The sequence below is a fragment of the Brenneria roseae subsp. americana genome (assembly GCF_003115815.1).
Taxonomy (GTDB): domain Bacteria; phylum Pseudomonadota; class Gammaproteobacteria; order Enterobacterales; family Enterobacteriaceae; genus Brenneria; species Brenneria roseae.
The window spans coordinates 123,664-144,335 of sequence record NZ_QDKJ01000010.1 but is presented as its reverse complement, the minus strand read 5'-3'; the positions used below and the strand labels follow the sequence as shown (position 1 = coordinate 144,335).

Below are 20,672 nucleotides of genomic sequence, written 5' to 3'. Positions count from 1 at the left end.
GCATTATGGGTTCCTTACTCATGTGCATGCACAGACAGCCATCACCCGTGTTGCCAGTCGAACACGCTATCACCTTCTTCTACCTTTCTTTTCCTGTGTCTTGACTTAAATGATATTGATAATTATTCTCATATGACACATTCACGCTTTGTAAGGATATTATTTGCATGATCGGTTTTCAGGTTTGTCTCTCCCCCCTCCTGCGACGTGTTGCCTTGCCGTGCGCATTACTCCTGCTAGCCAGCGGCCATACGCAGGCGGCAGAAAAACTCAAGGTGGTTACTACCTTTACTATCATCCAGGATATTGCGCAAAACATTGCCGGTGATGCCGCGACGGTAGAGTCAATTACCAAACCGGGTGCAGAAGTTCATGACTATCAACCAACGCCACGAGATATTGTCAAGGCGCAGTCAGCACAGTTGATTCTGTGGAATGGTATGAATCTGGAGCGCTGGTTTGAGCGTTTCTTTGAAAATGTCAAAGATGTTCCCGCTGTCGTCGTGACGGAAGGCATCACACCATTGCCCATCCGTGAAGGTGCCTACAATGGCAATCCCAATCCCCATGCCTGGATGTCGCCATCCAATGCGCTGATCTATATTGAGAATATTCGCGCGGGCCTGGTGAAATACGACCCGGATAATGCAGAAATCTATAATCGTAATGCCAACGCTTATGCGGAGAAAATCAAAGCGATCGATTCCCCTTTACGTGAACGTCTCTCACGTATTCCTGAACACCAACGGTGGCTGGTGACCAGTGAAGGCGCCTTTAGCTATCTGGCCAAAGATTATCAATTTAATGAAGTGTACTTATGGCCAATCAACGCGGATGAACAGGGCTCACCGCAACAGGTACGCCGCGTGATTGATACCGTCCGGGAGAAACACATTCCTGTCGTATTCAGTGAAAGTACTATCTCGGACAAACCGGCAAAACAGGTCAGCAAAGAGACAGGCGCCAAGTATGGCGGCGTGCTCTATGTTGATTCGCTGTCAAATGAAAAAGGCCCGGTTCCTACCTACATTGATTTGCTGAACGTCACGGTAGAAACCATCGCCAAAGGATTTGATCAATGAGCAGTGATACCGCAACACAATCATTAGACGTCGATGATGTCTCCGTCACTTACAGTAACGGGCATCAGGCTATCCGACATGCCTCTTTTTCACTGAATGGCGGAACGATTTGCGCGCTGGTCGGGGTAAATGGCAGCGGAAAATCAACGTTATTCAAAAGTATCATGGGGTTGGTTAAACCAACCACCGGACAAGTCCGGCTTAACAAGCAGCCTATTTTTCAGGCCCTGAAGCAGAATCTGGTTGCCTATGTTCCACAAACCGAAGATGTGGACTGGAACTTTCCGGTACTGGTTTCCGATGTCGTCATGATGGGGCGCTATGGCAAAATGAATTTTCTGCGCATTCCCAGTCAGCAGGATCGGGCCATCGTTACCGAGTCGCTGGAACGCGTGGGGCTTTCCAGCCTGCGCCAGCGTCAGATCGGCGAGCTTTCCGGCGGACAGAAAAAACGCGTCTTCCTTGCCCGTGCGCTGGCGCAACAAGGCAGCGTATTGCTGCTGGATGAACCGTTTACCGGCGTCGATGTGAAAACTGAAAACGCAATTATCGATCTGCTTCGCACGCTGCGCGACGAAGGGCATTTGATTCTGGTGGCCACGCACAATCTCGGGAGTGTGCCCGAATTTTGCGATAACGTGATCCTGGTCAACCGGACCGTTCTGGCTGCCGGCCCCACCCACAGCACGTTCACGCAAAGCAATCTGGAAAAAACCTTTGGCGGCGTGTTGCGCCATATTAATCTTGGCGGCCCGCACCTCCACGACGATGATGATACGCGTTCAGTGACGGTACTGACTGATGATGAACGTCCAGCCGTTTTCTATGGTTCAACCAAAAGCGATCCTCCCGCTTTGCGTTCAGCTCTGGAGGAAAAGAAAGACTGATGGTCGATATTCTATTGCAGCCCTTTGGCTACAACTACATGGTCAAAGCGATCTGGGTCAGTGCGATTGTCGGTGGCGTCTGCGCATTTTTGTCGGCATACCTGATGCTCAAAGGCTGGTCGTTAATGGGCGATGCGCTGTCGCACTCGGTTGTTCCCGGTGTAGCGGGCGCGTATGCGCTTGGTTTACCGTATGCCGCTGGGGCGTTTTTTACCGGCATGCTGGCCGCGTTGGCCATGACGCTTATCCGGCATATTACCCGACTGCGCGAAGACGCCATTATTGGCTTCATTTTTTCCACGTTCTTTGCGGTCGGTCTGTTAATTATTTCACTTAATCCGACGTCGGTTAACGTCCAGTCAATTATCTTCGGCAATATTCTGGGTATTGCCGATGAAGATGTGTTACAGGTGGAAATCATCATCGGCGTCACGTTCGTAATCCTGTGTCTGTTATGGAAGGATTTGCTGGCGGTGTTTTTTGATGAAAACCATGCGCGATCGATTGGGCTTTCTCCACTGAAACTGAAAATTCTTTTCTTTACCCTGCTCAGCGCCTGTACCGTTGCCGCATTGCAAACCGTGGGGGCCATTCTGGTCATCGCGATGGTGATCACGCCGGGTGCGACCGCCTACCTTCTCACCGACCGATTTGAACGCCTGGTGCTGATTTCCATTACGCTGGGCGCCATCACCAGCGCCGGCGGCGCCTATTTGAGCTTTTTCCTCGATGGTGCAACGGGTGGCGTTATCGTCACCCTGCAAACCATCGTATTCCTGCTCGCGTTTTTATTCGCGCCCAAGCATGGTTTACTGGCATCGCGCCGCGCCCGACGCCGCGATCAGACGGGAGACGCGCTATGAACATGCTCATCAGTTGGATAACTGAACCTCTCGCCTTTCCGTTTATGCAGCGAGCGCTCATCGCCGCCATCGTCACGGGAACCGTATGCGCCGTACTGTCATGCTATCTGGTGCTGAAAGGCTGGTCACTAATGGGGGACGCAATCTCCCACGCCGTGCTGCCCGGCATTGTTCTGGCATTCTGGCTTGGCATTCCTTTGGTGATCGGTGCTTTTGCATCCGGAATATTCTGTGCTGTCGCCACCGGCTATGTTAAAGAGCATAGCCGGGTAAAAGAAGATACGGTCATGGGGATTATTTTCTCCGGCATGTTCGCGCTTGGTCTGGTGATGTTCGCGCGTATCGATACCGATCAGCACCTCAACCATATTCTGTTTGGCAACGTGCTGGGTATTACCGGGCAAGAGCTGACGCAGATTCTGTTAATTGCCGGCATCACGTTGTCGGTCATCCTGCTGAAACGACGTGACTTCATGCTCTACTGCTTCGATCCCGACCACGCGCGCGTTATCGGCCTGCCAGTGAAGCTGCTGCATTACGGTCTTCTCTGTCTGCTGGCCTTAACCATCGTGGCCTCATTGCAGGCGGTCGGCGTAATTCTGGTTATCGCTATGCTGATCGCGCCAGGGATCATCGCGTTTATGGTATGCAAACGCTTTGACCGTATGTTGATCCTGGCAACGATCGTGTCTGTCGTGTCCTGTATTGCCGGCACATTAATCAGTTTCTACATTGATGGTGCTACCGGCCCTTGTATTGTGATCGTTCAGGCCGCGTTCTTTACGCTGTCCCTGATTTATCACCAGTGGAAACAGCACCGGCGTTCAACGTTGACAGCCCCGGCGAAAATTGCATAAACCGAGAAACATCAGCCGGTTGCCCGGTCATAACCTAAGCTCAGGGATGGTCTGCCATTCCTGAGCTATTCACCCCGGAAAACATCGTCTCTCCCCGCACTGTCCCTTATATTTCGTTTACCTGGTGGGCGGTACAGGGATAACTGCGTTATTTTTCAACTGCGTCTATACTCTTCTCCTGAGCACTTTTACTGCCGTCATCCATCATCACTGTGTCACAGGTCCAGTTTTTATCGTGCTCAATGGGCTACCGTAGTGATAGCCAGCTACTACCGGGTGACTGAAGCGAGAAGATCAGGGTATCTGGCAACATCAATGGGAGGATGACCTTATGTGGCAAGCAATCAGCCGACTTTTGGAAGAACACCTCGGTACCGCTGACATTCAGGAGCGCCGCGAATTGTCAGGCGGGGAAATTCACGCCGCATGGTATGCCCGATATGGTGACCGCGAGGTCTTCGTAAAATGTGATATCCGTGAAATGCTGCCCAAATTCACTGCCGAGGCCGACCAGCTCACCTTACTGGCCCGCAGTAATACCGTTAATGTCCCGGAGGTCTACGGTGTCGGCAGTTCCCGCGATCACAGTTTCCTGCTGTTGGAATATCTGCCGGTAAAACCGCTGGATGCGCATAGCGCCTGGTGCCTTGGCGAACAGTTGGCGCACCTGCACCAATGGAGCGACCAACCGCAGTTCGGTCTGGATTTTGACAATGACCTGTCGACGACGCCCCAACCTAACTGCTGGCAACGCCGGTGGTCATCCTTCTTTGCAGAACAACGAATTGGCTGGCAACTTCAGTTAGCCGCCGAAAAAGGCATGCATTTTGGTCACATTGAAACCCTGATTGCCCGAACGGAGGAAAGACTGGCGGGCCATCAGCCCCAGCCTTCATTGGTGCATGGCGATTTGTGGCCCGACAATTGCGCAAACAGTCACAACGGATGCTACCTGTTTGATCCGGCCTGCTACTGGGGCGACCGCGAGAGCGACCTGGCGATGCTGCCGCTCTACCCTGCGCTGCCGCCGCAAATCTATGATGGCTATCAGAGCGTATGGCCGCTGGATAAAGGTTTTATTGAACGCCAGCCGGTCTACCAGATTTATTATCTGCTCAACCGAGCCAATCTGTTCGGTGGGAAAAACATCCTTGAAGCCCAACAGGCGATAGAAGAACAACTCAGCGTGTAACGTAACATCCGATGCCCTATAGGCGTTAACCGCGCCTATAGGGCATCTTATTCGATTATAACGGCATACCCAGCAGACGCAGAACCATATACCCGATAACCGCAATCACGATCGGCAGGATATAGAGAGGGAAAAACTGCAAAAAAATGGTGTGGCGTGGAACGACAACGCGCGCTTCCAGAACCTCGCGCGTGCGGCTTGCGTCACCTTTCACTTTTTCCAGAATCAGCTGATCTTCAATCCCCTCGCGAATCGCTTTCACCTGGCGCGACATACGTGCGCCAGACACCTGCAAGGCCAGTCCGATAAAAATCAGAATATAAATCAGCCAGAACATCAGGCTTGATGCAGTGAAAAAGCGGGAAAAATCAGGCACCGGCGAGTTATACCAGAAAATATTCAGAAATGGCGTATTGAAGCGAACCATATCAATCATCAAGTGCAGAAAATCCAGCAAAACCGCATCAATCCCCTGTTTTTTCTGCGTATAGGTATATAAATAGTTGGCTAATGAAACAAGTGTAGACAGCAGAGCCGGAATAAAAATTATCCATCCCGCGATACGCTTAACCACGGCAATACGGCCAGCCTGTTGATACGTCATGTGCTCCCCTTTTGAACGACGCAGTATCCATTGATCTCTTTCGTATCCCTGTCATCAGGCGCACTCGCGGCCCTCAATGACACGGCTCCTTCAGGGGTGCGACAAGCATCCCTTAACTCTGCCCATACATTGGCCCCCGAAGGCAGGCAGGATAACCCCGCATAAATCTATTGGGTATATAACGAACAGTGTAGACATAAAAAACCCGATAGCAGCCTACTGTAAGTTTATTATCAGTCAATGTTTTATCGCTCGACAACCTTTATGAGCCGCGAATTAGCATATAATTAACGCCTGTTATTATTGATTTCTGATTTTTCTATTCCGGGGAGCTGGTTGTATGACTTTTGATTCTTCTATCCGCGCGGCCATTTTTGATATGGATGGTTTACTGATTGATTCCGAACCCTTGTGGGATATGGCCGAAATTGAAGTCATCGCCTCGCTGGGCATTGACACCTCACTACGTCAATCCATGACCGATACGCTGGGATTGCGCATCGATATGGTGGTTGATCTCTGGTATCAGGTCGCCCCCTGGAAAACGCCGAGCAGAGAAGTCGTCGTTAGCCGAATTATCGAGCGCGCTATCGAATTAGTCGACGAGCGCCGCCCTTTATTGCCTGGAGTTGAACAGGCATTGCAGCTCTGCCGCCAACAGAATCTCAAAATCGGTCTGGCTTCAGCGTCACCGCTGCACATGCTGCAACAGATACTCCGCACGTTTCACCTTGAAACCTATTTTGACGTTTTGGTTTCCGCGGAAAAGCTACCGTATAGCAAACCGCATCCAGAGGTTTATTTGAATGCGGCCGATGGATTAGGGGTTTCGCCGTTACAGTGTGTCACGCTGGAAGATTCAATAAACGGAATGATTGCCACCAAAGCGGCCCGCATGCGTTCCATCGTCGTTCCGCAACCGGAGTTCAGCCAGGACCCTCGCTGGACACTGGCCGACCACAAACTGGGATCGTTGCAGCAGTTGAATATCGGGCATATTGCATAAAACGATGCGGTAATGGAAAACCGGTGGCGCACACCATTGGCCGGACGACACATCCGGCAATGGCGGGGGGAATAATTAAAGGAAATCGGCCCGTTTTGGCGAAAACGTATCAATCAACACGCTGCCGTCTTCCAGAGAAACCACACCGTGCATCTCATTTTTGACGGCCATATATGCATCACCCGTTTTCAGGATACGTTTTTCGCCTTCAATGACGACCTCAAAACTGCCGGCCGCGACATAAGCGATCTGATCGTGAATATCATGCTTATGAGGCGTACCGATTGCGCCTTTGTCGAAATGTACGCAGACCATCATCAGTTCATCACTCCAGGTCACGATCTTGCGTTTGATGCCACCGCCCAGTTCTTCCCATGGCGTTTCGTCGTCAATAAAATACCGTCTCATCATTTCTCCTTCTCTATTTCTATGTCTCATCCGCACCGCATATCAGGATGAGCGTGTAACTTCAGATACCGACATTCTAGTAACATCCTCACCAGATGAAACATAAAATAAGCAAAACCAGGACGTCCCTCAAGAAATAAATAAAACATTATTTCATTTTTATTGAATTCGCATCCCAACCAAACTATTATCCCCCTATAACAAGAAAGAACCGGGCAATCAAGGTTCAAGTGACGTTGTCACTGCCACGCAGCACCGCTTGTTCCGCCCGGTGCTTTCGCCAAGGGGTTATTGCAGTTTTTTATTTTATGTCTGAAAGAGAGGCGAAAAAATGCAAGTTCGTCAAAGCATTCACCGTGATCACGCAAAGCAACTCGATACAGCAGGTTTACGCCGCGAGTTTCTGATCGAACAATTATTTTCTGCCGATACCTACACCATGACATATAGCCACATTGACCGCATTATCGTCGGTGGCATTATGCCTGTTCATGATACTGTCGCCGTTGGCAGCGAAGTGGGCAAACAGCTAGGCGTCAGCTATTTCCTTGAACGCCGTGAACTGGGCGCCATCAACATTGGAGGTGCCGGTATCGTCACCGTTGATGGTGAACGCTACGACATCGGTAATGAAACAGCGATATATGTTGGTATGGGCGCGAAGGAAGTACAGTTCCGCAGCGTTGATGCAGCAAACCCCGCGAAATTCTATTACAACAGCGCACCGGCCCATACGTCGTACCCTACCCGCAAAATTACCCAGGCAGAGGCTTCGCCACAAACCATTGGTGAAGATGCCAGTTGCAACCGTCGTACCATCAACAAATACATCGTTCCTGACGTATTGCCAACCTGTCAGCTCACTATGGGACTGACCAGGCTGGCAGAAGGCAGCCTGTGGAACACGATGCCTTGCCATACGCATGAACGCCGGATGGAAGTGTATTTCTATTTTGATATGGACGACGAAACGGCCGTTTTTCACATGATGGGTCAACCACAGGAAACCCGTCACATAGTAGTACAAAACGAACAGGCGGTGATTTCACCGAGCTGGTCGATCCATTCCGGTGTGGGTACCAAACGCTACACCTTTATTTGGGGCATGGTTGGCGAGAATCAGGTTTTCGATGACATGGATCACGTCAAGGTTAGCGAGTTACGTTGATCGCTTGCAACCGGAATGACCGGTATTCCCTACAGTAACAGCTAACGACTCATTATTGTCGCTTACAGAGAGATTAAGGTTATGATTTTAAATTCCTTCGATTTACAGGGTAAAGTTGCTCTTATCACAGGTTGTGATACGGGGTTAGGTCAGGGTATGGCTATCGGCCTGGCGCAAGCCGGTTGCGATATTGTCGGCGTCAACATCGTTGAGCCCAAAGACACTATCGAAAAAGTCACTGCGCTGGGACGTCGTTTCCTCAGCCTGACAGCCGATATGAGCAATATCGCCGGTCACGCAGATCTGGTAGAAAAAGCCGTTGCCGAATTTGGCAAGGTTGACATTCTGGTTAACAACGCCGGTATCATCCGTCGTGAAGATGCGATCGAATTCAGCGAAAAGAACTGGGACGATGTCATGAACCTGAACATCAAGAGCGTTTTCTTCATGTCTCAGAGCGTTGCCCGCCAGTTCATTAAACAAGGTCACGGCGGCAAAATTATCAATATCGCTTCCATGCTGTCCTTCCAGGGCGGTATCCGCGTTCCCTCTTATACCGCGTCAAAAAGTGCAGTGATGGGTGTGACCCGCCTGCTGGCGAACGAGTGGGCGAAATACAATATCAACGTCAACGCGATTGCCCCAGGTTACATGGCCACCAACAATACCCAGCAATTGCGTGCTGACGAAGATCGCAGCAAAGAAATTCTGGATCGTATCCCGGCGGGTCGTTGGGGATTACCGCAGGATCTGATGGGGCCGGCAGTGTTCCTGGCTTCCAGTGCGTCTGACTACATTAACGGCTATACCATTGCGGTTGACGGTGGCTGGCTGGCCCGCTAATTTTTTATTTATCGCACGGCGTTTTCTTTTCACGCATTGCTTGACAAAAGGCACAACTTAGATTGTGCCTTTTGCTTTTTTTTCAATCAGTTATTTATTTTTTTATTCTCTTTTTTTTCACCAAAATTCCGCATTGAAAAAAAATCAAAACAACGTTCCGACTTTGATCACACTTTCGATATTGCGTGCATGACGGCAAGGCAACTCGCGCAATATAATCAATCAAAACAGTGTTTCTATTTATAAGGAACTGATATTCAGTTCCATAAGAAGGTACTCCATGAGTATTTTTGAAAGCTTGCACACCAGCAGAAAAACGAAGATTGATGAATGGGTTGATGCACTGAACAGTCATATCGAAACGGTTCAGACCGTGGCTCACAGCCGTACAAATCCAACGCCATTACTGGCGGATGGATTTGACGTACTGAGCCATGAACCGGTTGTCTGGCAGTTCCCTGACGGACACCGTGCGCCAATTTCCAACTTTGCCAGCCAGCAGAATTGGCTGAGAACGCTGTGTGCCATGAGCGCTGCCACCGGGGAAACCAGCTATCAGGAACAGGCTACATTGGTGAGTGATTATTTCCTGAATCACTTTGTTGATAAGACTAGCGGCCTGTTTTACTGGGGTGGCCACCGCTTTATCAATCTGGATACGCTGGCAAGCGAAGGTCCGGAATCAAAAGCGCAGGTGCATGAATTAAAGCATCATCTGCCCTATTACACGCTGCTGTATCGCGTCAACGCAGAAAAGACGCTGAATTTCCTTCAGGGATTTTGGCATGCGCACGTAGAAGACTGGAACGCCCTGGATCTGGGGCGTCACGGTGATTACACCAAAACCCGCGATCCTGATGTCTTTCTGCACGCGCGTCGTGACGTTGTCGATCCGGCGCAGTGGCCCGTTCTGCCACTCACGAAGGGACTGACCTTTGTCAATGCCGGCACTGACCTGATTTATGCCGCCTTCAAATACGCAGAATACACTGGCGATAAGCATGCGGCTGACTGGGGTAAACACCTGTATCGCCAATATGTGCTGGCGCGTAACCCGGAAACCGGCATGCCGGTTTATCAGTTCAGCTCACCGCTACAGCGCGAGCCGGTGCCTGAAGATGACAATCAGACACAATCGTGGTTTGGCGATCGCGCTCAGCGCCAGTTTGGCCCGGAGTTCGGCGAAATTGCTCGTGAAGCGAACGTATTGTTCCGCGACATGCGTCCGCTGTTGATTGATAACCCATTGGCTATGCTGGATATCCTGCATAGCCAGCCTGATGACGAAATGCTTGGCTGGGTCATTTCAGGGCTGAAAAACTATTACCAGTACGCCTATGACGTTACCAGCAATACGCTGCGTCCCATGTGGAATAACGGTCAGGATATGACGGGCTATCGCTTCAGGCGCGATGGCTATTATGGGAAAGCCGGCACGGAACTGAAACCCTTTGCGCTGGAAGGCGATTATTTGCTGCCGCTGGTTCGGGCTTATTGCCTCAGCGGTGACGAAGATTTGTATGCACTGATCAATACCATGCTGACACGTCTGAATGATGAAGATATTTATGATGTTGCCAGCCCAATGCTACTACTGGCGATGATAGAACTGGCAGAGCACAAACAGTCAGAAAAATGGGCGGAAAACGCCTGGCAGCTCGCGGAGGTCTTGTTTGAAAAGCATTGCCATCGCGGTTTATTCGTTCGTTCGGCGCAACACCGTTATGTTCGCCTGGATGATCCATTTCCACTGGCGCTATTGACTCTTATTGCTGCTTGCCGCAACAAATTAAACGCTATTCCACCGTTCTTAACGCAAGGTGGGTATGTTCACGGTGATTTTCGCGTTAACGGGGAAAACAGAATTATCTATGACGTGGAGTTTATTTATCCAGAGTTATTAACACTTTGATTTTATGTTTTTTAATGATTCACAATTACTTAATAGGTAAGCATTATGAATGAAAACAGAATGCTGGGGTTAGCCTATATCTCCCCCTATATAATAGGGCTGATAGTGTTTACCGCTTTCCCCTTTGTTTCATCATTTTTTCTCAGTTTTACTGAGTATGATTTGATGAGTCCGCCTGAATTCACCGGTATGGAAAACTACCACCGAATGTTTATGGAGGACGATCTCTTCTGGAAATCAATGGGCGTGACCTTCGCCTATGTATTTCTGACCATTCCACTGAAATTAATCTTCGCATTGTTAATTGCGTTTGTGCTTAATTTCAAACTGCGTGGTATCGGTTTCTTCCGTACCGCTTACTATGTACCGTCCATTCTGGGCAGCAGCGTGGCCATCGCCGTTCTGTGGCGGGCTCTGTTCGCCATCGATGGTCTGTTGAACAGTTTTCTGGGCGTATTCGGTTTAGACGCCATCAACTGGCTGGGCGAACCGTCACTGGCGCTGATGTCCGTCACCCTGTTACGCGTATGGCAGTTTGGTTCGGCCATGGTTATCTTCCTCGCCGCCTTGCAGAACGTACCGCAGTCGCAGTATGAAGCCGCCATGATTGACGGGGCATCCAAATGGCAAATGTTCCTGAAAGTGACGGTGCCGTTAATTACGCCGGTGATTTTCTTCAACTTTATCATGCAGACCACTCAGGCATTCCAGGAGTTTACAGCGCCTTACGTCATTACGGGCGGGGGACCAACGCATTACACCTACCTGTTCTCACTCTATATCTATGATACGGCCTTCAAGTATTTCGATATGGGCTACGGGGCGGCGCTGGCATGGGTTCTGTTCCTGGTTGTTGCCGTATTTGCGTCGGTTGCCTTCAAATCGTCCAAATACTGGGTGTTCTACTCCGCCGATAAAGGAGGAAAAAATGGCTGACATGCATTCAAATATGACTTCTGCGCAAGAAATTGCGGCACTGGAAGTTCGCCGGACGCTGCGTAAAGAGAAAATCAGCGCCGCCATCCGTTACGTGATCCTGTTGTTTGTCGGCCTGCTGATGCTCTATCCGCTGGCGTGGATGTTCTCGGCATCGTTCAAGCCGAACCATGAAATCTTTACCACGCTGGGTCTGTGGCCCGAGCACGCCACCTGGGACGGTTTTGTCAACGGCTGGAAAACCGGTACGGAATACAATTTCGGTCACTACATGATCAATACCTTCAAGTATGTGATCCCGAAAGTGATCCTGACCATTATCTCTTCCACCATCGTCGCTTACGGCTTTGCCCGTTTCGAAATCCCGTGGAAGAACTTCTGGTTCGCAACCCTGATCGCCACCATGCTGCTGCCAAGCACCGTTCTGTTGATCCCGCAGTACATCATGTTCCGTGAAATGGGCATGCTGAACAGCTACCTGCCGCTGTACCTGCCGCTGGCATTCGCGACACAGGGCTTCTTTGTGTTCATGCTGATCCAGTTCCTGCGCGGCGTGCCGCGTGATATGGAAGAAGCCGCCCAGATCGATGGCTGTAACTCCTTCCAGGTGCTGTGGTATGTGGTCGTGCCAATTCTGAAACCGGCCATTATCTCTGTTGCGCTGTTCCAGTTCATGTGGTCAATGAACGACTTTATCGGTCCGCTGATCTATGTCTACAGCGTGGATAAATATCCGATTGCGCTGGCGCTGAAAATGTCTATCGACGTCACCGAAGGCGCTCCGTGGAATGAAATCCTGGCGATGTCCAGCATTTCGATTCTGCCTTCCATCATTGTTTTCTTCCTGGCACAGCGTTACTTCGTACAAGGCGTGACCAGCAGCGGAATTAAAGGTTAATAGAGGATTTATCATGGCTGAAGTCATTTTCAACAAGCTGGAAAAAGTATATTCCAACGGTTTCAAAGCGGTACACGGCATCGACCTGACCATTAAAGACGGTGAATTCATGGTTATCGTCGGCCCGTCGGGCTGCGCCAAATCCACCACGCTGCGCATGCTGGCGGGTCTGGAAACCATCAGCGGCGGCGAAGTCCGTATCGGCGAACGCGTGGTGAACAATCTGGCGCCGAAAGAACGCGGTATTGCGATGGTGTTCCAGAACTATGCCCTCTACCCGCACATGACGGTAAAAGAGAACCTGGCGTTCGGTCTGAAACTCAGCAAAATGCCCAAAGATCAAATCGAAGCGCAGGTAACGGAAGCATCAAAAATTCTGGAACTGGAAGAGCTGATGGACCGCCTGCCCCGCCAGCTTTCCGGCGGTCAGGCGCAGCGTGTGGCGGTCGGCCGCGCCATCGTGAAAAAACCCGATGTCTTTCTGTTTGACGAACCGTTGTCAAACCTGGACGCCAAACTGCGTGCTTCGATGCGTATCCGTATTTCTGACCTGCACAAGCAGTTGAAGAAAAGCGGTAAAGCCGCCACCACCGTGTATGTTACCCACGACCAGACCGAAGCCATGACCATGGGCGACCGGATCTGCGTCATGAAACTGGGTCATATCATGCAGGTGGATACGCCGGATAACCTGTACCACTTCCCGGTCAACATGTTTGTAGCCGGCTTCATTGGCTCGCCGGAAATGAATATCAAACCGAGCAAACTGGTAGAAAAAGACGGCCAGATTGGGTTGACCGTCGGCCACTACACGCTGGTCCTGAACAGTGAGCAGCAGGATAAAGTGCGCTCCTATTCCGGTCAGGATGTTTTCTTCGGTATCCGTCCTGAATACGTGACCGTTTCCGAAACCCCGTTTGAGGCCAACCACTCTCAGGGTGAACTGGTGCGCGTAGAAAACATGGGCCATGAATTCTTTATGTACATAAAGGTTGATGGCTTTGAATTAACCAGCCGTGTCCCGTCCGATGAAGCGCGGTTGATTATCAAGAATGGCCTGCATCGCCAGGTATTCTTCCAGTTCGATATGGATAAATGCCATATCTTTGATGCAAAAACAGAAAAAAATATCTCTCTTTAACAGGAGTAGTAACCGATGAAAAAAGCGATCCTACACACGCTGATAGCGTCGTCACTGGCATTATTGGCCGCGCCGTCTTTTGCTGCCGATCAGGTTGAATTGAGAATGTCCTGGTGGGGTGGAAACACCCGCCATCAGCAGACACTCAAGGCCATTGAAGATTTCCATAAACAGCATCCCAATATTACCGTTAAATCAGAATACACCGGTTGGGACGGACACTTGTCCCGTCTGACCACCCAGATTGCCGGTAACACTGAACCTGATGTCATGCAAACCAACTGGAACTGGCTGCCGATTTTCTCTAAAAACGGCGATGGTTTCTACGACCTGAATAAAGTCAAAGACACGCTGGATCTGACTCAGTTTGATCCAAAAGAGCTTCAGGGTACGACGGTCAATGGCAAACTGAACGGTATTCCTATTTCTGTTACGGCCCGTGTGTTCTATTTCAACACCGAAAGCTGGAAAAAGGCCGGACTGGAATATCCCAAAACCTGGGATGAACTGCTGAACGCCGGTAAAGTGTTTAAAGAAAAACTGGGTGACCAATACTACCCTGTGGTGCTGGAGCATCAGGATTCACTGGCGCTGTTAAATTCCTATATGGTTCAGAAGTACAATATCCCGGCCATTGATGAGAAAGGTCAGAAGTTCTCATATAGCGATGCGCAATGGGTAGAGTTCTTCAACATGTATAAGACGCTGGTTGATAGCCACGTTATGCCTTCAGCGAAATACTATGCCTCTTTCGGCAAGAGCAACATGTATGAAATGAAGCCATGGATTAATGGCGAGTGGAGCGGCACCTACATGTGGAACTCTACGATTACCAAGTACTCTGACAACCTGCAACCTCCAGCAAAACTGGAGTTAGGTAGCTATCCAATGTTGCCTGGCGCTAAAGATGCCGGTCTGTTCTTTAAACCCGCGCAAATGTTGTCAATTGGTAAATCAAGCAAACATCCCAAAGAAGCGTCTCTGCTGATTGACTTCTTGTTGAACAGCAAAGAAGGCGTTCAGGCTCTGGGATTAGAGCGTGGTGTTCCGTTAAGTAAGGCGGCGGTAGCTCAGCTAACTGCTGATGGCGTCATTCAAGATGATTCTCCGGCTGTTGCGGGTCTGAATCAGGCGCTGACACTGCCACATAGCATGAGCGTTTCGCCTTATTTTGACGATCCGCAAATCGTATCCCTGTTTGGCGATGCCATTCAGTCCATTGATTACGGTCAGAAATCTGTTGAAGAAACGGCAAAATATTTTCAACGTCAGTCTGAACGTATTTTGAAACGTGCAATGAAATAACCCCCCTGAAATTTATTAATTATCCAACCTGCCATTAACATGGCAGGTTTTATATAAATTGAAACAAGTGGTTTATTAAATTTCATTTAAAATGAAACAGGCCGTTTTCTTTATTATTTATAAAATAATAGAAACGGATTCTTATTCATTATTCAACCTGTTATTAACAATAACAGTGTTTTTATATAAATTGAAATAATGGATTTATTGAATTTTATTTAAATTAAAACAAAACCCTTGTTCAACTCGATCTCGTTCACATTTTGAAACTGTGTTTTACTTTTTGTTACCCAAGCAGATCGCGATCACAAAATGCAGTTTAATAATAAATAAAATAGAACTTGTATTAAAAAGAGTAATGCGTCTTTTGAATTAAGTATCATCCTAACCGATAGGGAATATAACAATGAAATTTAAATTACTAGCTTTGGCAGTCACCTCATTGATTAGTGTTAATGCAATGGCGGTGACTATTGACTATCGTCATGAAATGAAAGACACACCCAAAAACGACCATCGCGATCGTCTGTTAATATCTCATCGTTTTGCTAATGGATTCGGTTTGTCTGTTGAAGCAAGATGGAAAAATGGCGAACCCTCTTCTGAAGTCACGCCAAATAAGCCTTACCATGAAACGGTAAGCAACGGTACCGAAGTTGTTGCCAGCTACGTTTATAACTTCAATAAAACGTTCTCACTTGAACCCGGTTTTTCTTTAGATTCAGCCTCATCCTCTAACAACTACCGTCCTTACCTGCGTGGTAAAGTCAACATTACCGACAACCTGTCTTACTCACTGCGCTATCGCCCTTATTATCTGAGAAAAAGCGGAAATATTGGCGGCACCAGCAGCACGCAGGAAAATGGCTATAACCTTACCGGGTTGCTCGCCTATAAACTGCCGAAGGGCTTCCAGGTTGAATATGAAATGGACTATAAAAAAGCCAACAAGGCCGGGGCTTACCAATACGATAATGAAACTTATAACATCGACCATGATGTAAAACTGTCTTACGCATTGGATAAAAACTGGAAACCGTTTGTTGCTGTTGGTAACGTAGCTCAGGATGGCACCAGCGATCATCGCCAAACCCGTTATCGCGTTGGCGTACAATATAACTTCTAATATTCCTTGGATTATTTAAATATCCTTTAGTATTAGCAGTTAAAAAGGGATGTTGGAATTAATCCATTGACGTTTCATAAGTGAGCTTAATTTTTAACGTCCCTTCGTTAAGGGTATACTTTAACGAAAGTAGTCTGTCAGTGTTATTTTGTGTTAGCTGTAAGCGTTTTATCTTTTTTTAATTTCTGTGTCTAATTACCCTCTTCGTTTGTGAGTGTTATTTGTTAATTTATTTCTTGCGGTTCAGGGTGGTCATTTTTCCTCCGATGTAATGACTACCCTATTTTTTTGTTGCAACCCCATCAACACCACCGCTTCCGTTATGGTATCGGCTAGTTATGCGCAATCTGTTTTCCCTGTCTGGCTGACGACGTACAACGCGTAATAAGAGTAAGCGCGGATTTGGCATTCGTGGAACCCAGGGGATTCCTGCATCGGTCCGGCCACCGTTCCGGGATAACTGGATTCAGTCATTACCCGCCCCCATCGATGGCGCAATATCCCAGGCGCAAACTATTCAACTATTAAAGTAGCAAACCGAACGAATATTATTTCACCTATTAACCGTTGTTTGCTTAGATTATCACTCAGACGCCTATAACATGATGATAAAAGAACTGGTATCCTGTCGGCGTTTATCGACATTTTTGTAACAAATAACGGTTAGAACGATTAGGGAGAAATGAGGATGAATTTTCCTCTGTTATTAAACATTCTGGTGTTTGCCGGTTTACTGGTCATGCTGGCTTACAGCAGCAAAAACCGCAACTGGAGCTTGGCGAAAAAAGTCTTGCTCGGGCTCGTCGTCGGCGTTTTATTCGGATTAGCGCTACATCTTATTTACGGCGACAATACTGACGTCATCAACCAGTCGATTGCCTGGTTCAACATTGTGGGAAACGGATACGTCCAACTGCTGCAAATGATTGTGATGCCATTGGTCTTCGTTTCCATCCTCAGCTCGGTAGCAAAACTGCACAACGCTTCATCATTAGGCAAGATCAGCGTGCTGACGCTCTCTACCCTGCTGATTACCACGCTGATTTCAGCTCTGGTCGGCGTTTTCGTCACCAACCTGTTTGGCCTGACTGCCAGCGGATTGGTGCAGGGTGTGCAGGAAAGCGCACGGCTGACCGCGATTGAAAATAATTATGCGGGTAAAGTTGCCGATCTTAATGTGCCTCAGCTTATTTTGTCCTTCATACCTAAAAATCCATTCGCCGAATTAACAGGGGCTAATCCCACGTCGATTATCAGCGTCGTTATATTTGCCGCGTTTCTCGGTGTCGCCGCATTGCAATTGCTGAAAGACGACAGCGCCAAAGGTGAACGCGTACTGGTTGCGATTGATACGCTACAGTCTTGGGTAATGAAACTGGTTCGTCTGGTGATGAAGCTGACGCCATACGGGGTAATGGCGCTGATGACCAAAATGGTTGCCAGCTCCAATCTACAAGACATTCTGAAATTGGGGAGTTTTGTGGTGGCGTCCTATCTGGGACTGGCCATCATGTTCGGCGTACATGCCCTGATTCTGTCCTTCACAGGGATCAATCCAGCACGGTTCTTCCGCAAAGTCTGGCCGGTACTGACGTTTGCGTTTACCAGCCGTTCCAGTGCCGCCACAATCCCGTTGAGTATCGAAGCGCAAACCCGTCGTATTGGCGTGCCGGATTCCATCGCCAGCTTTGCCGCGTCATTCGGCACCACTATTGGTCAGAATGGCTGTGCAGGACTCTATCCGGCCATGCTGGCGGTGATGGTCGCGCCAACGGTGGGGATTAATCCGCTCGATCCGGTGTGGATCGCTACGCTGGTCGGGATTGTCACCATCAGTTCTGCCGGCGTTGCTGGCGTGGGTGGCGGCGCAACGTTTGCGGCACTGATTGTGCTGCCGGCAATGGGGTTACCCATTACGCTGGTTGCCCTGCTGATTTCCATTGAACCGTTGATTGATATGGGGCGTACTGCATTGAATGTGAGCGGATCGATGACGGCCGGCACCGTGACCAGCCAGTTGCTCAAACAGACCGATAAAACGATATTTGACGCCCAGGAAGACGCGGAGCTAGCGCACCGGTAGATAGCGTTTCATAAAACCGTGGACATAGTGGGATGTCGCCGGTGGATGATAAAACGATAAGGTGCCGGTAGTTGCTCTACCGGCACCTTAATAATTTTTACGGCTAGTTTAACGCACTATTCAAAAGGATAGCGGTGATTATCCCCGTGGCCGCCGCGATCAAAACGTAGTTTCCATCAATGTAGGCCCAGTGCTGACCGGCAGGTGGTTCATGTAACCCGCGGGCGCGCCAGTCATTGACTCGATAACTATCCCCACGAAAACGTTGAGGGGCGGGATGACCTTTTCTGAAATCATTGCCGCTCCACACAAAATGATCGCGTTCACGGAAGCTGGGCGCATTCTGCTGTCCACGGGCAGCCTGCTTTACCGGGGTCCCTTTGTCATTATTGCGGTTATTACCGTTAGGTACGTTTTTCTGCTTACTGCTGGCGGCAGGGGCATTCTTATGCTCGCCACCGTTTTGGTTATTAACCGGCTGCCGTTTCTGCTCTTGCGCTCCATTCGGACCTTCCGCAAAAGTCATGCCTGAAAAAGAACTGGTGACCAGCAGTAACGACATCATCAGTGCCAGTGTTTTTTTCGTCATTGTATTTTCCTCGACGCATTAACAATCTTGTAGAACTGGTTAACAGCAATATCGGTCACAATGTCGTTGGACGGAAGATGGAAATATCTTAAAACCCGTTATCTGACAGTATTTTACCAAATTCAGGCAAAATCTTAACACTACAAATAATTACTCATTATTCTGCCAAGGGCTATGGCAATTCATGATAGAAGGGGAGGTATTGGGTACACCGGGAACCAGAGATATTCACAAAGCATGCTGAAAGACATCTGAAGCGTGAACGCCCGTCTTCCAGCATGCTTTTAGAGATGAAAACACAGATATAACCAATGATCACGTAAGTCCATCGCCTACGTAATGACACAAGGATGTAGTTCTGTTATCGGTTCGGAGAAGTATCGTATGCCTGGCAGCTTTGGAAGCCTTTATTGCGAACATGCCCAGTTTCATCATAGCTGACAAAATAGTTCTGGGCCGTGCCGTCACGGTTCTTCAACAGATAATCGCTACACGTCCCCTTCGCGTTTACCAGCGTTCTTTCCATTCCTCCCGAACCCGCAAGCTGATGAACCTGTAGTTTTGTCATTCCTACCTTGACATCCTTCACCACCGGCTCATTGACATAGCTCTCTGCTTTGTTATAAGCCGAACATCCAGAAAGAAAGACTGCTCCTGCCGCAACAATACACCACATTAGTCGATTATTTTTCATTACATTACCTCATATGAATGGGTCATCAATGAGTCTAGATGGCAAAAGGCCTTTTTTCAAATGACGAGGTTGTGTAATAACGCCGTCATTGATAGAGAAAAGGTATCACTCATAGGTAATACCATTGGCAGAACGCTTGTTCTTTTTCTTCACGCCAATTCGTTTTACACTCAGGGGATTAAGATAATTATTCCGCAGGATCAATAAGTTCAGGAGGGGGAGATTATGTCATTACAGCAGGACATCATCACTGCACTGGGAGTCAAAAGCACCATTGACCCGGTGAAAGAAATTCGCGTTAGCGTTGATTTTTTAAAGAATTATCTGAATGCCCATCCATTTGTGAAATCTCTGGTATTGGGGCTCAGCGGTGGTCAGGACTCGACGTTAACCGGTAAACTCTGCCAAACGGCCATTACTGAGATGCGCAATGAAACCGGTGATGAACGCTATCAATTTATCGCCGTGCGTCTGCCTTATGGCACGCAGGCCGATGAATCCGACTGCCAGGACGCCATCGCTTTTATACAGCCGGACAAGGTTCTGACGGTCAATATTAAACCCGCGGTGGAAGCCAGCGAAGCTACGTTAAAAGCCATTGGCATTGAGCTTTCCGATTTCGTCAAAGGCAATGAAAAAGCCCGTGAACGGATGAAAGCCCAATACAGCATCGCGGGCATGAATGCGGGTCTGGTCGTAGGAACCGACCATGCGGCTGAAGCGGTGACCGGTTTTTTCACCAAATATGGCGACGGTGGAACAGACATCAATCCGATATTCCGTTTAAATAAACGTCAAGGGAAGGCGCTTCTGCGCGAACTGGGCTGTCCTTCTCACCTTTACACCAAGACGCCAACGGCCGATTTGGAAGATGATCGCCCTTCACTGCCCGATGAAATCGCGCTGGGTGTGACTTATGAAAAAATTGACGACTATCTTGAAGGCAAACAAGTGGATGCGAAAGACGCGGCGACCATTGAAAACTGGTATCGCAAAACCGAACACAAGCGCCGGCCACCGGTTACCGTTTTCGACGATTTCTGGCGTTAATCAGATGTAATGTGCTCTGGCGGATGCT

21 protein-coding genes are annotated in these 20,672 nt (G+C 48.9%); 16 read left to right on the top strand and 5 right to left on the bottom strand.

Annotated features, from left to right (window positions below):
* The first annotated feature begins 167 nt into the window (after positions 1–167).
* From B4923_RS14045 to B4923_RS14025, 5 genes are all read left to right on the top strand, one after another.
* Complete coding sequence (locus B4923_RS14045; protein ID WP_109054990.1) at positions 168–1,082, top strand: metal ABC transporter substrate-binding protein; 915 nt, start codon at positions 168–170, stop codon at positions 1,080–1,082.
* A complete protein-coding gene (locus tag B4923_RS14040; RefSeq protein ID WP_109054989.1) occupies positions 1,079–1,969 on the top strand; it encodes a manganese/iron ABC transporter ATP-binding protein in 891 nt (296 codons plus the stop codon). The genes B4923_RS14045 and B4923_RS14040 overlap by 4 nt, the downstream gene beginning before the upstream one ends.
* On the top strand, positions 1,969–2,832 hold the full coding sequence (locus B4923_RS14035; protein ID WP_109054988.1) for a metal ABC transporter permease: 864 nt from the start codon (positions 1,969–1,971) through the stop codon (positions 2,830–2,832). The genes B4923_RS14040 and B4923_RS14035 overlap by 1 nt, the downstream gene beginning before the upstream one ends.
* Entirely contained in the window at positions 2,829–3,689 is an 861-nt protein-coding gene (locus tag B4923_RS14030; protein ID WP_109054987.1) for a metal ABC transporter permease, read from the top strand. Before B4923_RS14035 ends, B4923_RS14030 begins: the two co-directional genes overlap by 4 nt.
* A gap of 331 nt (positions 3,690–4,020) precedes the next feature.
* A complete protein-coding gene (locus tag B4923_RS14025; protein WP_109054986.1) occupies positions 4,021–4,881 on the top strand; it encodes a fructosamine kinase family protein in 861 nt (286 codons plus the stop codon).
* A gap of 55 nt (positions 4,882–4,936) precedes the next feature.
* Here the strand turns inward: B4923_RS14025 and B4923_RS14020 are convergent, their stop codons facing one another.
* Positions 4,937–5,485, bottom strand: a complete 549-nt coding sequence (locus B4923_RS14020) for a YniB family protein (RefSeq protein ID WP_109054985.1) — start codon at positions 5,483–5,485, stop codon at positions 4,937–4,939.
* A gap of 340 nt (positions 5,486–5,825) precedes the next feature.
* Here B4923_RS14020 and hxpB point away from each other — a divergent pair, with 340 nt between their 5' ends.
* Positions 5,826–6,491: a hexitol phosphatase HxpB gene (gene hxpB, locus B4923_RS14015; RefSeq protein WP_109054984.1), complete on the top strand. Its 666-nt coding sequence runs from the start codon at positions 5,826–5,828 to the stop codon at positions 6,489–6,491.
* Between the two features lie 75 nt (positions 6,492–6,566).
* Here hxpB and B4923_RS14010 read toward each other — a convergent pair whose 3' ends face one another.
* On the bottom strand, positions 6,567–6,899 hold the full coding sequence (locus tag B4923_RS14010; protein ID WP_109054983.1) for a cupin domain-containing protein: 333 nt from the start codon (positions 6,897–6,899) through the stop codon (positions 6,567–6,569).
* Between the two features lie 331 nt (positions 6,900–7,230).
* Here B4923_RS14010 and kduI point away from each other — a divergent pair, with 331 nt between their 5' ends.
* The 8 genes from kduI (at position 7,231) to B4923_RS13970 (ending at position 16,228) form a co-directional block, all read left to right on the top strand.
* Positions 7,231–8,067 (top strand): 5-dehydro-4-deoxy-D-glucuronate isomerase, encoded by an 837-nt coding sequence (gene kduI / locus B4923_RS14005; protein ID WP_109054982.1) that lies wholly within the window; start codon positions 7,231–7,233, stop codon positions 8,065–8,067.
* 81 nt (positions 8,068–8,148) lie between these two features.
* Positions 8,149–8,910 carry a 2-dehydro-3-deoxy-D-gluconate 5-dehydrogenase KduD gene (gene kduD / locus B4923_RS14000; protein ID WP_109054981.1) on the top strand — a complete coding sequence of 254 codons (762 nt, stop codon included), beginning with the start codon at positions 8,149–8,151 and terminating at the stop codon, positions 8,908–8,910.
* Between the two features lie 280 nt (positions 8,911–9,190).
* The gene (gene pelW / locus B4923_RS13995; RefSeq protein WP_109054980.1) at positions 9,191–10,822 is read left to right on the top strand and encodes a pectate disaccharide-lyase PelW; all 1,632 of its coding nucleotides are present in this window, start codon (positions 9,191–9,193) and stop codon (positions 10,820–10,822) included.
* A 45-nt stretch (positions 10,823–10,867) separates the two neighbouring features.
* Positions 10,868–11,758 (top strand): carbohydrate ABC transporter permease, encoded by an 891-nt coding sequence (locus B4923_RS13990; protein ID WP_109054979.1) that lies wholly within the window; start codon positions 10,868–10,870, stop codon positions 11,756–11,758.
* Positions 11,751–12,656, top strand: a complete 906-nt coding sequence (locus tag B4923_RS13985; RefSeq protein ID WP_109054978.1) for a carbohydrate ABC transporter permease — start codon at positions 11,751–11,753, stop codon at positions 12,654–12,656. The genes B4923_RS13990 and B4923_RS13985 overlap by 8 nt, the downstream gene beginning before the upstream one ends.
* 13 nt (positions 12,657–12,669) lie before the next feature.
* A complete protein-coding gene (locus B4923_RS13980) occupies positions 12,670–13,797 on the top strand; it encodes an ABC transporter ATP-binding protein (protein WP_109054977.1) in 1,128 nt (375 codons plus the stop codon).
* Positions 13,798–13,812: 15 nt separating this feature from the next.
* Positions 13,813–15,102 (top strand): ABC transporter substrate-binding protein, encoded by a 1,290-nt coding sequence (locus tag B4923_RS13975; RefSeq protein WP_109054976.1) that lies wholly within the window; start codon positions 13,813–13,815, stop codon positions 15,100–15,102.
* Positions 15,103–15,508: 406 nt separating this feature from the next.
* Positions 15,509–16,228, top strand: coding sequence for an oligogalacturonate-specific porin KdgM family protein (locus B4923_RS13970; protein WP_109054975.1), 720 nt, complete (start codon positions 15,509–15,511; stop codon positions 16,226–16,228).
* Positions 16,229–16,564: 336 nt separating this feature from the next.
* Here B4923_RS13970 and B4923_RS20925 read toward each other — a convergent pair whose 3' ends face one another.
* The gene (locus B4923_RS20925) at positions 16,565–16,702 is read right to left on the bottom strand and encodes a hypothetical protein (RefSeq protein ID WP_170116063.1); all 138 of its coding nucleotides are present in this window, start codon (positions 16,700–16,702) and stop codon (positions 16,565–16,567) included.
* 214 nt (positions 16,703–16,916) lie between these two features.
* On the opposite strand from B4923_RS20925, the gene B4923_RS13965 reads away from it, so the two are divergent.
* Positions 16,917–18,311: an L-cystine transporter gene (locus B4923_RS13965; RefSeq protein ID WP_109054974.1), complete on the top strand. Its 1,395-nt coding sequence runs from the start codon at positions 16,917–16,919 to the stop codon at positions 18,309–18,311.
* 103 nt (positions 18,312–18,414) lie between these two features.
* Here B4923_RS13965 and B4923_RS13960 read toward each other — a convergent pair whose 3' ends face one another.
* A complete protein-coding gene (locus B4923_RS13960; protein WP_109054973.1) occupies positions 18,415–18,900 on the bottom strand; it encodes an RcnB family protein in 486 nt (161 codons plus the stop codon).
* Between the two features lie 361 nt (positions 18,901–19,261).
* On the bottom strand, positions 19,262–19,594 hold the full coding sequence (gene osmE, locus B4923_RS13955) for an osmotically-inducible lipoprotein OsmE (protein WP_109054972.1): 333 nt from the start codon (positions 19,592–19,594) through the stop codon (positions 19,262–19,264).
* 225 nt (positions 19,595–19,819) lie between these two features.
* Between osmE and nadE the strand changes: the two genes are divergently transcribed.
* Entirely contained in the window at positions 19,820–20,644 is an 825-nt protein-coding gene (gene nadE, locus B4923_RS13950; RefSeq protein WP_109054971.1) for an ammonia-dependent NAD(+) synthetase, read from the top strand.
* Positions 20,645–20,672 lie beyond the last annotated feature (28 nt).